13 protein-coding genes are annotated in these 12,094 nt (G+C 66.4%); 6 read left to right on the top strand and 7 right to left on the bottom strand.

Features of this window, described 5'->3' with window-relative positions; all coding sequences use genetic code 11:
- Positions 1 to 3 precede the first annotated feature (3 nt).
- Together G566_RS0109450 and G566_RS0109445 are read left to right on the top strand one after the other, a co-directional pair.
- Positions 4 to 531, top strand: coding sequence for a sigma-70 family RNA polymerase sigma factor (locus G566_RS0109450; RefSeq protein ID WP_022680428.1), 528 nt, complete (start codon positions 4 to 6; stop codon positions 529 to 531).
- On the top strand, positions 531 to 1,190 hold the full coding sequence (locus tag G566_RS0109445; protein WP_022680427.1) for an NrsF family protein: 660 nt from the start codon (positions 531 to 533) through the stop codon (positions 1,188 to 1,190). Before G566_RS0109450 ends, G566_RS0109445 begins: the two co-directional genes overlap by 1 nt.
- A gap of 5 nt (positions 1,191 to 1,195) precedes the next feature.
- On the opposite strand, the gene G566_RS15605 is transcribed toward G566_RS0109445, so the two are convergent.
- Positions 1,196 to 1,498: a hypothetical protein gene (locus G566_RS15605; RefSeq protein ID WP_169522829.1), complete on the bottom strand. Its 303-nt coding sequence runs from the start codon at positions 1,496 to 1,498 to the stop codon at positions 1,196 to 1,198.
- Between the two features lie 135 nt (positions 1,499 to 1,633).
- On the opposite strand from G566_RS15605, the gene G566_RS14830 reads away from it, so the two are divergent.
- The gene (locus tag G566_RS14830) at positions 1,634 to 2,302 is read left to right on the top strand and encodes a glycine zipper 2TM domain-containing protein (protein WP_169522827.1); all 669 of its coding nucleotides are present in this window, start codon (positions 1,634 to 1,636) and stop codon (positions 2,300 to 2,302) included.
- On the opposite strand, the gene recQ is transcribed toward G566_RS14830, so the two are convergent.
- Entirely contained in the window at positions 2,291 to 4,075 is a 1,785-nt protein-coding gene (gene recQ, locus G566_RS0109430) for a DNA helicase RecQ (RefSeq protein ID WP_022680425.1), read from the bottom strand. The genes G566_RS14830 and recQ overlap by 12 nt on opposite strands.
- Positions 4,076 to 4,121: 46 nt before the next feature.
- Between recQ and G566_RS0109425 the strand changes: the two genes are divergently transcribed.
- Positions 4,122 to 5,111, top strand: a complete 990-nt coding sequence (locus tag G566_RS0109425; protein ID WP_029131495.1) for an esterase-like activity of phytase family protein — start codon at positions 4,122 to 4,124, stop codon at positions 5,109 to 5,111.
- Here G566_RS0109425 and G566_RS0109420 read toward each other — a convergent pair.
- Both G566_RS0109420 and rpmB read right to left on the bottom strand, forming a co-directional pair.
- Entirely contained in the window at positions 5,092 to 5,712 is a 621-nt protein-coding gene (locus G566_RS0109420; RefSeq protein WP_040605580.1) for a GNAT family N-acetyltransferase, read from the bottom strand. The two genes, G566_RS0109425 and G566_RS0109420, sit on opposite strands and share 20 nt — an antisense overlap.
- Positions 5,713 to 5,800: 88 nt before the next feature.
- A complete protein-coding gene (gene rpmB / locus G566_RS0109415) occupies positions 5,801 to 6,091 on the bottom strand; it encodes a 50S ribosomal protein L28 (RefSeq protein ID WP_022680422.1) in 291 nt (96 codons plus the stop codon).
- Between the two features lie 307 nt (positions 6,092 to 6,398).
- Here rpmB and G566_RS0109410 point away from each other — a divergent pair, with 307 nt between their 5' ends.
- Complete coding sequence (locus G566_RS0109410; RefSeq protein WP_029131493.1) at positions 6,399 to 6,677, top strand: YciI family protein; 279 nt, start codon at positions 6,399 to 6,401, stop codon at positions 6,675 to 6,677.
- On the opposite strand, the gene ptsP is transcribed toward G566_RS0109410, so the two are convergent.
- Genes ptsP through G566_RS0109395 form a run of 3 tightly spaced genes read right to left on the bottom strand, consistent with a single transcriptional unit; the run spans position 6,674 to position 11,219 of the window.
- Positions 6,674 to 8,935, bottom strand: coding sequence for a phosphoenolpyruvate--protein phosphotransferase (gene ptsP, locus G566_RS0109405; protein ID WP_022680419.1), 2,262 nt, complete (start codon positions 8,933 to 8,935; stop codon positions 6,674 to 6,676). The two genes, G566_RS0109410 and ptsP, sit on opposite strands and share 4 nt — an antisense overlap.
- A complete protein-coding gene (locus tag G566_RS0109400) occupies positions 8,935 to 9,963 on the bottom strand; it encodes an NAD(P)H-dependent flavin oxidoreductase (protein WP_022680418.1) in 1,029 nt (342 codons plus the stop codon). The genes ptsP and G566_RS0109400 overlap by 1 nt, the downstream gene beginning before the upstream one ends.
- Positions 9,960 to 11,219 carry an aspartate kinase gene (locus G566_RS0109395; protein ID WP_022680417.1) on the bottom strand — a complete coding sequence of 420 codons (1,260 nt, stop codon included), beginning with the start codon at positions 11,217 to 11,219 and terminating at the stop codon, positions 9,960 to 9,962. Before G566_RS0109395 ends, G566_RS0109400 begins: the two co-directional genes overlap by 4 nt.
- A gap of 103 nt (positions 11,220 to 11,322) precedes the next feature.
- On the opposite strand from G566_RS0109395, the gene ubiG reads away from it, so the two are divergent.
- Positions 11,323 to 12,060 carry a bifunctional 2-polyprenyl-6-hydroxyphenol methylase/3-demethylubiquinol 3-O-methyltransferase UbiG gene (ubiG, locus tag G566_RS0109390; RefSeq protein ID WP_022680416.1) on the top strand — a complete coding sequence of 246 codons (738 nt, stop codon included), beginning with the start codon at positions 11,323 to 11,325 and terminating at the stop codon, positions 12,058 to 12,060.
- Positions 12,061 to 12,094 lie beyond the last annotated feature (34 nt).

Raw genomic sequence — 12,094 nt, 5'->3', positions numbered from 1 at the left:
GCCATGACCAGTGACGAGGCCACATTGGCCCGGCTGATGTGCGCGGCTCAGGCCGGCGATGCCCTTGCCTATCGCCAGTTGCTGGGGAGGGCAGCACCGCTGCTGATGCGCTGGTTCCGGCGCAAGGTGGCGCCGGCTGATCTGGATGATCTGGTGCAGGATACGCTGCTGGCCGTGCACCAGCGCCGGGCGAGCTGGGATCCGGCGCGGCCGTTCCTGCCGTGGCTGGCGGCGATCGCGCGCTATCGCTGGGTGGATCGTCTGCGCCGCGCCCGGGTGCGCGATACCGATGCGCTGTTCGATGATATCGCGGTGGAATCGGGCGAAGCGGCGCTGATTGGCCGGCTGGGCTGTGATCGCCTGCTGGGGATGCTGCCGGGGCCCCAAGCCGCTGCCATCCGCGCCGTGAAGATCGAGGGGCTGAGCGTGATCGAAGCGGCGGCGCGGCTGGGCCAATCGGAATCGATGATCAAGGTGAATGTGCATCGCGGCCTGAAACGCATGGCCGCGGCGGTGGACGAGGATAGGTGATGGCTGAGTTTTCCCCCAACCGGCAGTTGGAGGCGCTGATGGACCGGCTTGCCGCTGATGTGGCGCCCGTCCAGCCGCTGGAGGACCGGCCGACGATATTGGTGCTGGCCGCGCTGTTGCTGGTGGCGGCGGTGCTGATGCTGGCCTGGCTGGGGCTGCGGCCCGATCTGATGGCCGGGCAGCCGAACCCGATGTTCCTGCTGCGCTGTGGCACGTTGGCGGTGCTGGGGCTGGTGAGCGTGGCCGCCGTGCTGGCCCAGGCCCATCCCGGCGTGGGCCGCAGCAATGCCGGGTGGAAAGTGGCGGCGGCGATGGCGCTGCTGTTTCCGCTGTCGGGTGCGATCATGGCGCTGGATCAGCCCGACCATGCGATGGCGATGGCAGGCTCTGCCAGCGGTTGGGAATTTTTGCGGATGAGCTTGGCGACCGCTGCCCTGTGCGCGGTGCCCATGGTGCTGCACCTGCGGCGCGGTGCGCCGGTGGCGCCGCAGCGCGCTGGCCTGCTTGTGGGCCTGGCCGGCGGCAGCCTGGGCGCGCTGGCTTACAATCTGCACTGCCCCTATGATTCGATGGTCTATATCGGGCTGTGGTACGGGCTGGCGGTGGGCATTGCCGCGCTGGCGGGGCGCCTGGTGGTGCCCCGCCTCGTGCGCTGGTAGGCCGATCAGCAGCGCTTGACGGTGGCGCGGCCGATCTCGCGGCCGGCCAGAGCACCGGCACCCGCGACGAGCGCCGTCTCACCGACATTGCCGCCCAGCAGTGCCGTGCCGACACCGGCAATCACCGCGCCGGCGACGGCACCGCGGGCCTTGGCGCGTTTCTTGGCACGCTGGCACTGGGCCAGCGTATTGTACTGCTTGCCGTTGTATTCATACAGCGTCGGCTGGCCCTGCTGGGCAAAGGCCGGCGTGACAGCCGGCAGCATCAGGCACAGCGAAACCGCAAGCATCAGGGGGGTACGCATCATCATTCTCCTCTTGCACAGCCTGTGAAGCAGGGCGCATGCTTGGTGGGTTAACCGTGGGTGCACTTGTCGGTTGCAGCAAGTGTTACCCGAAGGTTCAACCGATGTTCAAGCTGGCAGGTGAAAGGTGAATTCATGATGAAGCAGATGATCTTGCCGGCTCTTGCCCTTCTGGCCAGTGCGCCGACCTTCGCCCAGCCTGCCGGACCGGCAGACGCGTATGTGCCCGAAATGCGCGACGCCGTTGCCGCCGCCGCGCTGCCACCGCCGGCGATGGACGCGCGCCTGATGCCCACCGCCGCGGATGCGGCGGCGCTGCCGCCCGGTTGGGCGCCGGCCACGGCGCAAACCTGGCAGCAGCAGGCACCGGTGATGCCGGCCGTGCAAAGCCAAGGTTGGCAACAGGGTTGGCAGCAACCACCGCCGGTGCAGGTGGTGCACACGCGCACCGTGGTGCCGGTGCCCGTGCCGGTTGCCTATGGCGGTTGGGGCGGCCCGGCCTATGGCGTGCCGATTGGCTGGGGTGGCGGCTGGAACAGAGGTTGGAACCGTGGTTGGAGTCGAGGTGGCTGGAATGGCGGCTGGGGCCCGGGCGTGGTGATTGGTGGCGGTTTTGGTGGCGGCTGGGGTGGCGGTCGCGGCTGGGGCCGTTGCCGCGGTACGGGCGGCGGCGCACTGGTGGGCGGCATTGCCGGTGCCAGCATCGGCTATGGCCTTGGCAATCGCTGGGATCGCACGCCGGGCGTGATCATCGGCGGCCTGGTTGGCGCGCTGGCTGGCAGCGCCATCGAACGTTCAGGCTGCTGAGGCGGTAATCGCGGCCAGAAAGGCCGGCCCCCAGCTTTCCAGTTTTACGGCGCCGACGCCGGGGATGCGGGCCATGTCGGCCATGCTTTGCGGGCGGCGGGCGGCCATGGCGCGCAGGGTTGCATCGGCAAACACGATATAGGGCGGCACCCCGGCATCGGCGGCGAGTTGCCGGCGCAAGCTGCGCAATTCATCGAATAGGGCGCGATCCTGCGGGGCCACATCGGCGCCCGCCGCGCTGCTGCTGGCTTTGGCCGCCCGGCGTGGCTCCACCTGTTTCAGGTTGATGGCCACTTCGCCCTTCAGGATCGGCCGCGCGGCGGGGCCCAGCACCAGGCCACCATGCTGGGGATCACGCTCCAATGCGTCGATGGCTTCAAGCTGGCGGGCCAGGCTTTTCCACTGATCGGCGGGCCAATCCTTGCCGATGCCGAACACGCTGGATCGGTCGTGGCCGAATTTCTGCACTTTTTCCGTCGCCTTGCCGCCCAGCACCTCGATTAGGTGCCCGGTGCCAAAGCGCTGCCCGGTGCGATACACCGCCGAAAGCAGCTTGCGCGCGGCTTCGGTGGCATCCAGCAGCGTGGGCGGGTTCAGGCAATTGTCGCAGTTCCCACATGTGGCTGGCGCGGTTTCGCCGAAATAGCGCAGCAATTCCTGCCGCCGGCAGCCGGCGGTTTCCAGAAAGGCGATCAGCGCGTTCATGCGGCGGGCTTCATTGGCCTTGTGGGCATCACTGCCATCGCCAGCCGCGATGAAGCCGCGCAGCCGGGCGACATCCTCGCCGCCCCAGATCAGGTGCGCCACCGCCGGATCGCCATCGCGCCCGGCGCGGCCGGTTTCCTGATAATAGGATTCGATCGATTTGGGCAGGCCGGCGTGCACCACGAACCGCACATCGGGTTTGTTGATGCCCATGCCAAAGGCAATGGTGGCACACATCACCATGTCTTCGCTTTTCACGAAATCCGCCTGGTGCCGGCTGCGGATGCCGGCTTCCAGCCCGGCATGATAGGGCCGGGCGCGGTAGCCGGCTTCCACCAGCCAGTCGCAGATCTTTTCGGTGGCCGCACGCGTGGGAGCATAGATGATGCCAGCGCGACCGGCCTGGCCAGCCATGAAGGCCAGCAACTGGCGATGCAGGGTGTCGCGCCCCACCACGTCATAGCGGATATTGGGCCGATCAAAGCCCGACAGCGTGATGCGATCGCTGGCAATGCCCAGCTGCAGCGCGATATCGGCGCGGGTCTCGCGATCGGCGGTGGCGGTGAGCGCAATGCGCGGCACGCCGGGCAGGGAATCGCAGAATGGCTTCAGCCGGCGATATTCGGGGCGGAAATCATGGCCCCACTGGGAAACGCAATGGGCTTCGTCGATGGCGATCAGCGCGATTTCCGTGCGCTGCACCATCTGGCCGAAACCATCCGACAGCGCGCGTTCGGGCGAGACATAGAGCAGATCAAACTGGCCATCGACAAAATCGCGCCACACCTGGCCGCCATCGGTCGATTGGCTGTTCAACGTGCCGGCACGCACGCCCTGGGTGTGCAGCGCCTGCACCTGATCTTCCATCAGCGCGATCAACGGCGAGATCACCAGCGCCGTGCCGGGCCGCACCAGCGCCGGCACCTGATAGCACAGCGATTTGCCCGCCCCGGTCGGCATGATCGCCAGGCAGTCGCGGCCAGCAATCACGTCGCTGATGATCTGTTCCTGAGGACCGCGGAATTCGGCGTGGCCGAACACACGGTGCAGGATTTCATGGGGGGTCATGGCGGCGTGGATAGCGAAGGCGTTCCCTGCCTGCTATGCTTTTTCCATGAGGCGCGTGGCGATTTCCCAAGCCGGCCAAACCGCTGGGCTGGCAGCCCTGCTGCTGGCGGCGATCTGGATTTTGTGGACAGAGTTGCGCCCGCTGGCCACCGCCGCCAACCAGCCCCGGCACAGCATCACCATCACCGCCGCGCCGCTGGCCGGCGCCGGCAGCAAGATCGGCCCGTTCCGCCTGACGAGCGCGGCCGTGCTGACCAGCCCGGAAACATCGTTCGGCGGCCTTTCGGGCCTCGCCGCGCTGCCGGATGGCCGGTTGCTGGCGGTGACCGATGCGGGGGATTGGCTGCTGTTCCGCCCCGGCGCACCATCTGGTGAAATGGGCAGCATCAGCATGCCCGGCGATGTGAAAAGCGATCGCGATGCGGAAGCGATTGCCTTCACGCCGGATGGCCGCACGCTGATCAGCCTGGAACAGCAGCACCGCATCCTGGGCTTTGCCGGCCATGGTCCGCCGCTCACCCCAGCCGGTGAACCGTTGTATCGCACCGATACCATGGGCTGGCCGCCCAATGGCGGCGGCGAATCGCTGGCGGTTCTGGGCGATGGCCGTCTGATCTGGATTGCCGAGAATGCTGCCACAGCCGATGGCGCGCTCACCGCGCTGTTGGTGGCGCCCGCCGGCCTGACGCGCCGGATCATGATCGATGCGGTTGATGGCTTTGCGCCCACCGATGCGGTGGCCCTGGACGAAACCCACCTGCTGGTGCTGCACCGCCGCTTCACCGGTGCCGAAACCGCCGCTGCGATCAGCATCGTCGATCTGGCGCCGGTGCTGGCCGGCGGCAGCGCCGCGCCGGGCCGGCTGCTGGCGCGATGGGGGCGAGATGGCGAGTGGCCGGTGGACAATATGGAAGGCATCGCACTGGTGCGCCGCAAGACCGGGCCGCCGATTGTCTATCTGGTGTCCGACGATAATTTTTCGGCCGCGCAGCGCACGCTGCTGCTGCAACTGGAGATCATTGCGCCGCTGCGATGACGCTGCCGGGGTGCCACATCGACCAGAAGTTTGGTGCATCGCCGTGCTGCCATTCATTGCGCACGCCAAAACCATGGGCCTGATAGAGGCCGACGTTCGATGGCGTGGCCGTTTCAAGGTAGCAGGGCTGGCCCGCGGCGCGAGCGAGGCCGGCACGCAGCAGGGCACCGCCCACGCCCTGGCCTTGCCCGGCGGGCGCGACGCCAATGAACTGCAGATACCAGTGCGGCCGGCGATCATGCTGATGGTCCATCGCGCCCATCAGGCCCAGCGTGCGCGGCAGCGCGGTGGTGAAGGTGGCGGCAAGGCGCGGCAGGTTGGCGATCAGGCTGGTGGTGGGCAGCCCCCAAGCCCCCGGCGGTCGCCACAGCGCAGCGCCGATGATGCGGCCGTCGCTGGCGCAGGCGACATGGGCCAGGGGCAGCCGACCATCGGCACGGGTGATCAGATCAAAGAATCGGGTCAGCCGGGCGGGGCGCCGGGCGGCATCGGGGAAGATCCACGCCAGCGCCGGATCATCGATGAAGGCAGCGGCCAGCACGGCGATGATGGCCGGGCGGTCTGCCAGGGTGGCGGGGCGAATCACGGGGTTGGGGCGCATGGCCGCCAGCATAAGTGATGCCGCCACAAACAAAAGCGGCCGGGCTTGGTGCCCGGCCGCCTTGGCGGATCACAAGAGCAGCGCGGCCTCAGGCGGCGGCGGTCAGCTTCTTGTTGATTTCCTTCTTCAGCTTGACGCAGCGGTCAGACAGAAGCTCGTCCTTGGTCTTGACCAGCCAGTTATCAAGGCCGCCGACATGTTCGACCGAACGCAGACCGTTCATCGACACGCGCAGACGCACGCCCTTGCCCAGCGCATCAGAGATCAGCGTCACGTTCTGCAGGTTGGGCAGAAAGGTGCGCTTGGTCTTGTTGTTGGCGTGGGACACGTTGTGGCCAACCTGGCGGCCCTTGGCGGTCAATTCGCAAACGCGCGACATCGTTCAATCCTGTCATCAAGAATTTCGCAAATGCCAGCCCGTACGGACCAGCAACAGACCGTCTCGCATAGCGGAGGGGCGGTGCGGCGTCAACTGTTGCGCGGCCTTTCCCCTCGGCAGCCCGGCCATTTCAGCGCCTTGGCCAACGCCGTGTGCGGCAGGCCGGGCCGGGTCGCCGCGAATCGCCGCCCGGCACGCGGCCGGTTCAGGCCGCCCCAAATCGGGCACATGGCCCTTTTCTCACCGCTTTTGCCGGGCTAGACCGAAATCAACGGTGGCGAATCAACGGCGCCGGCAGGTTCGATTCATGCCCTGGTTTGCCATTCATTGCATCGACAAGCCCGACAGCGCCGAACTGCGTGTGCAAACGCGGTCCGATCATCTGGCCCATATCAACGCCTTCAAGGATCAGGTGCTGGTTGGTGGGCCGCTTTTGCGCCCCGATGGCCGGGCGATGGGCAGCTTGCTGATCATGGAATTCGATGATCGCGATGCGGCGATCGCCTTTGCCAATGCCGATCCCTATCACCTGGCCGGGCTGTTCGAGAGCCGGTCGGTAACGAATTGGCATAAGGTGTTGCCCTAGAAGCTGAGCCCCTGCCGCTTCGCCGCGCTCGACAGCTCGGCACGGATATTGACACCCGGCTTGGCCAGCCACTCCTGCATGGCCTGCGACAGCGGCTCCAGCGTCGCCGAACGGATCATCGCCTTGATCGGACCAATGCCGGCCGGCGTGATGGAGAGGCGCTCGACACCGAGCGCGATCAGCGCCAGCGCCTCAAGCGGGCGCCCGCCCATTTCACCGCACACGGTCACCGGCACATCATGCTCGGCGCCGGCGCACACCACGCGGCGGATGACGCGCAGGATGGCGGGGGATAGCCAGTCGTAACGGTCGGCCAGGCGCGGATTGGCTCTGTCTGCGGCGAACAGGAATTGCGTCAGGTCGTTGGTGCCGATCGACACGAAATCGGTCATCGGCAGCAGCAGGTCGAGCTGCTCGATCAGGGCCGGCACCTCGATCATGGCGCCGTACTGGATCTCGGTGGGCACGGCGTGGCCGGTGCTGGCCAGCCGTTCGCGTTGCTGTTCCACCAGCCCACGGGCTTCGGCGAATTCCCAGGGTTCGGAGACCATCGGGAACATCACGTTCAAGGTGCGGCCGGCTGCAGCCTCCAGCAGGGCGCGGGCCTGCACCTTCATCAGGCCGGAGCGGCCGAGCGCCAGCCGCAGCGCGCGCCAGCCCATCGCCGGGTTTTCGTCTTCCTCGTCACCGTCGATATAGGGCACGGCCTTGTCACCGCCGATATCGACGGTGCGGAACACCACCGGCTTGTCGCCCGCGGCTTCCAGTACGCCGCGATACAGGCTCTGCTGGCGTTCGCGGCGCGGCAGGGTGGCCGAAACCAGGAACTGGAATTCGGTGCGGAACAGCCCGATGCCATCGGCGCCGGCCAGCGGAATCGCGGCGGCATCATCGAGCAGGCCGGCGTTCATATAGAGCGCGATATGGCGGCCATCCTTGGAAATGGCCGGCAGATCGCGCACCTTGGCCCATTGTTCGGCCTGACGCGCTTTCAGCGCCCGCATCGCCTGGTAGGATTTGATCGTGGCTGCCGTCGGCCGGATCAGCAGCGCATTGTTGCCGGCGTCGACGATCAGTTCATCGCCGTCATTCACGTTGGCAAACAGCTGATCGACGCGGCCAAGCACGGGCACGCCCATGGCGCGCGCCACGATGATGACGTGCGCCGTCAGGCTGCCTTCTTCCAGCACCACGCCCTTCAGGTGGCGCTTGTCATATTCCAGCAGTTCGGCCGGGCCGAGATTGCGGGCGATCAATATGGCATCGCCGGTGATGCCCAACTGCGCTGCCGTGCCCAATTGGCCGGAAAGGGTGCGCAGCAGCCGGTTGGCGAGATCATCGAGATCGGTGAGCCGTTCCTTCAGATACGGATCGTCGATTGATCGCATGCGCAGCCGGTTGCGCGATTGCACCCGTTCCACGGCGGCTTCGGCGGTGAGGCCGGTTTCGATCGCCTCGTTGATGCGCCGCGCCCAGCCTTCATCATAGGCAAACATCTTGTAGGTTTCGAGAATTTCGTGGTGATCGGTGCCGGCAACGAATTCGGATCGGCCCATCATGTCGTCGATCTGGGTGCGCATCCGAGCAAAGGCATCGACCAGCCGCACGCGTTCGGCATCGACATCGTCGGCCACCGTGTGTTCCACCACCACGCGCGGCTGGTGAAACACCGCCACGCCGCGGGCGAGGCCATCGACCAGCTTCAGGCCATTCAATCGGGTTGGCCCGCTGTTGGCGGCGCGCATGCGGGCGGCCTGGGCATCATCCACCAGCCCTGCGCCGTGGATCAATTCCGAAAGCACCATGCCCACGGTTTGCAGCGCTTCGATCTCCACCTCGGCATAATTGCGCGGTTCGCGGTGCTGCACGGCCAGCACGCCGATGGCGGCTTCGCGGCGCAGGATCGGCACGCCGCAGAAACTGTGGAAATCATCTTCGCCGGTTTCCGGGCGATAGGCGAAATCGGGATGGGCCTTGGCTTCGGCCAATGCCAGCGGTTCGCGGCGGGCGGCGATATTGCCCACCAGGCCCTGGCCCATGGAAAGCCGGGTGACATGCACGGCCGATTGCGCCAGGCCTTGCGTGGCAAACAGTTCCAGCACGCCATCGCGCAGCAGATAGATGGAGGCGACCTCGCTGCCCAGTTCGGCCGCCACCAGCTTCACCACCTGGTTCAGCTTCACCTGCGCCGCCGCCTTGCCAGCCATCACATCGTGAAGGCGGCGCAGTATCTCGCGGGCGGCGTTGACTTGGGCCATCAGGCAGCGGCCTCTCTGACGGTCCGACGGGACAGGGCGGCTTCGGCGTCGGTGGTGAGTTCGTCGATGATCTCGGCCACCGGCTGCACGCTGGTGACCATACCCACCGATTGGCCGGCCATCAGGCTGCCGCCTTCGACATCGCCATCCACTACGGCGCGGCGCAGCGCGCCGGCCCAATAATGTTCGATGGCCAATTGCCCGGCGGCCAGATCCATCTCGCCGCGATCAACGGCGGCGGCAACTTCGCGCTGACGCTCGTTGAAGGCTTCGCTGCCGGCGTTCTTCAGGGCGCGCACCGGGATCACCGGCAGGCGCGGATCGATTTGCACGCTGGACAGCGCATCGCGGGCCGAAGCGCGGACAAACGCGGCCTTGAACTTGTCGTGCGCCACGCTTTCGGCTGCAGCGGCAAAGCGGGTGCCAAGCTGCACGCCCGATGCGCCCATTTCCAGATAGGCGGCAATCGCATTGCCGCGCCCGATGCCGCCGGCAACGAACACCGGCACATCAGTGATCACCGGCAGGATTTCCTGCGCCAGCACGGTGAGCGACACTGGGCCGATATGGCCACCGGCTTCGGAACCTTCGATGATGATCGCATCAACACCCGATCGCACCAGCTTCTTGGCCAGCGCGGCGGTGGGCGCAAAGCACATCAGCTTGGCGCCAAAGCCCTTGATCTTGGCAATCGCCGCGCCCGACGGCAGCCCGCCGGCGAGCACGACATGGCTCACGCCCTGCCGGCCACAGATATCGATCAGTTCATCCAGCTGTGGGTGCAGGGTGATCAGGTTGACGCCGAACGGTTTGCTGGTGAGCGCCCGCGTCGCGATGATCTCGGCTTCAAGAATGGCCGGCGGCATCGCCCCGCACGCCAGCACGCCGAAACCGCCGGCGTTGGAGATGGCGGAAACCAGGTGACGTTCCGAAACCCACGTCATGGCGCCGGCCATGATGGCGTGGCGGGTGCCAAGAAATTCGCGGCCCTTGGCCGATGCAGCGTCGAGGTGGGGGGTATCGCTCACGCATCGCTCTCCGCATCTTCGGCCACATCGCCGGCAATCGGCCCATCCAGACCATAGGCCGTGTGCAGCACGCGCACGGCCAGTTCGACATAATCCATCGGGATCAGCACACTCACCTTGATTTCCGAGGTGGTGATGGCCTGGATATTGATCCCCCGGCTGGCCAGCGCGCGGAACATGGTGGCGGCCACCCCGGCGTGGCTCTTCATGCCGACGCCCACCACCGAGATCTTGGCCACATCATCATCGGCCAGCAAGGACGCAAAACCGATGGCATCGCGCGCCTTTTCCAGAACGTCCATCGAGGCCGGCAGCTGCGCGCGCGGCACGGTGAAGGTGACATCGGTCTTGCCTTCCCCCTTGGCGATGTTCTGCACGATCATGTCGACATTGATATTGGCATCGGCCAGCGGCCCGAAGATGCCGGCCACCACGCCAGGCTTGTCGGGCACGCCCACCAGCGTGACCTTGGCTTCACCCTTGTCGGCCACGATGCCGGCGATCAGTTCCTGTTCCATCTCGTCATCCTCGTCCACCACCAGCGTGCCCGGCGCGTCGGAGAAGCTCGACAGCACCTGCACAACCACTTTTTCCTTCATGGCCAGTTCGACCGACCGCGTCTGCAACACCTTGGCGCCCACGCTGGCCAGTTCCAGCATTTCTTCATAGGTGATGCGATGCAATTTGCGGGCGCGCGGCACGATGCGCGGATCGGTCGTGTAGACGCCATCCACATCAGTATAGATGTCGCAGCGATCCGCCTTCAGCGCGGCCGCCATCGCCACCGCCGACGTATCGGATCCGCCACGGCCCAGCGTTGTCACCCGCTCATCCGCCGTCAGCCCCTGGAAGCCCGGCACCACCGCCACTTCGCCCGCCGCCATGCTGGCCAGGATGGCAGCCGTCTCGATGTCTTCGATGCGGGCCACACTGTGGGCGCTGCTGGTGCGGATCGGCAATTGCCAACCCAGCCAGCTGCGCGCCTTCACGCCCAGCGATTGCAGGGTGATGGCCAGCAGGCCGGAGGTGATCTGCTCGCCAGCGGCCACCACCACGTCATATTCGGCCGGGTCGGCCAGCGGCGAGGCTTCGCGGCAATAACCGACCAGCCGATCCGTCTCGCCCGACATGGCAGAGACAACCACGGCCACTTCGTTGCCGGCGTCCACTTCGCGTTTCACCCGCGATGCAACGTTGCGAATCCGCTCCGTCCCCGCCATCGAGGTGCCACCGAATTTCATCACGATCCGGGCCATTGCCGGCGACTTCCTTTATGAGGGTGCTTCACTATTGCCCTTGCCTGATAGGAACGTGGGCGGGCAATGGCAAGAAAGCCCTAGAGACGTGCAGGACAAGAAAATGTCAGCAGCCGCCAGCATCAACCCCGACGAAGCCGCCTTCTTTGGCAAGCTGGCGGCCGACTGGTGGAATCCCAAGGGCACGTCTGCCATGCTTCACCGCATCACGCCGGTGCGCGTGGCCTATATCCGTGGGCTGGCGCTGGCGCATTTCGGGCTGGATGCGAAGAGCCGCCGGCCACTGGCGGGCCTCGCCGCGCTGGATGTCGGCTGCGGTGCCGGTCTGATGGCGGAGCCGTTGGCGCGCATGGGTGCGGCCACCACCGCCATCGATGCCGCACCGGAGAATATCGAGGCGGCCAAGGCGCATGCCGAAGCCAGCGGGCTGAGCATCGATTACCAGTGCATCGCGGTGGAAGACTTGGCCGCGACGGGCGCGCGCTATGATCTCATCACCTGCCTTGAAGTCGTCGAGCATGTCGCCGGCCGCGATGCCTTCTTCGCCGCGCTGGCCGGCCTGTTGAAACCCGGTGGCCTCGCCGTCTTCTCCACCCCCAACCGCACGCCGGCCAGCTGGGCCGTGGTCATCGCCGGGGCGGAACATATCACCCGCACCATCCCCAAGGGCGCCCACGACTGGAACCGCTTCTTCACGCCGGCCGAACTCGCCGAAGCACTGGCCCACGCCGGCCTGAACCCGCAGGAGCCCGCCGGCCTGTCGTGGCGGCCAGGCAAGGGCTTCCACATCGGCAGCGACGTGTCGGTGAATTATTTCCTGAGTGCCACCCGGACGGCCTGATCCTTCGTGCAGGCTTTCTTGGGGCGGCAGTGCA

Origin of the sequence: Sandarakinorhabdus limnophila DSM 17366 (assembly GCF_000420765.1) — a bacterium.
In the GTDB taxonomy this organism is placed as follows: domain Bacteria; phylum Pseudomonadota; class Alphaproteobacteria; order Sphingomonadales; family Sphingomonadaceae; genus Sandarakinorhabdus; species Sandarakinorhabdus limnophila.
Note: the sequence above shows the minus strand (reverse complement) of the source record. Positions and strands in the feature narration are given on the sequence as shown.

Coding starts and splice junctions, on each gene's coding strand:
- G566_RS0109425 (WP_029131495.1), top strand. CDS start 4,122: ATGAGGCGCGTGGCGATTTCCCAAGCCGGCCAAACCGCTGGGCTGGCA.
- G566_RS0109410 (WP_029131493.1), top strand. CDS start 6,399: ATGCCCTGGTTTGCCATTCATTGCATCGACAAGCCCGACAGCGCCGAA.
- G566_RS0109445 (WP_022680427.1), top strand. CDS start 531: ATGGCTGAGTTTTCCCCCAACCGGCAGTTGGAGGCGCTGATGGACCGG.
- ubiG (WP_022680416.1), top strand. CDS start 11,323: ATGTCAGCAGCCGCCAGCATCAACCCCGACGAAGCCGCCTTCTTTGGC.
- recQ (WP_022680425.1), bottom strand. CDS start 4,075: ATGACCCCCCATGAAATCCTGCACCGTGTGTTCGGCCACGCCGAATTC.
- G566_RS15605 (WP_169522829.1), bottom strand. CDS start 1,498: ATGATGCGTACCCCCCTGATGCTTGCGGTTTCGCTGTGCCTGATGCTG.
- G566_RS0109420 (WP_040605580.1), bottom strand. CDS start 5,712: ATGCGCCCCAACCCCGTGATTCGCCCCGCCACCCTGGCAGACCGCCCG.
- ptsP (WP_022680419.1), bottom strand. CDS start 8,935: ATGGCCCAAGTCAACGCCGCCCGCGAGATACTGCGCCGCCTTCACGAT.
- G566_RS14830 (WP_169522827.1), top strand. CDS start 1,634: ATGAAGCAGATGATCTTGCCGGCTCTTGCCCTTCTGGCCAGTGCGCCG.
- rpmB (WP_022680422.1), bottom strand. CDS start 6,091: ATGTCGCGCGTTTGCGAATTGACCGCCAAGGGCCGCCAGGTTGGCCAC.
- G566_RS0109395 (WP_022680417.1), bottom strand. CDS start 11,219: ATGGCCCGGATCGTGATGAAATTCGGTGGCACCTCGATGGCGGGGACG.
- G566_RS0109450 (WP_022680428.1), top strand. CDS start 4: ATGACCAGTGACGAGGCCACATTGGCCCGGCTGATGTGCGCGGCTCAG.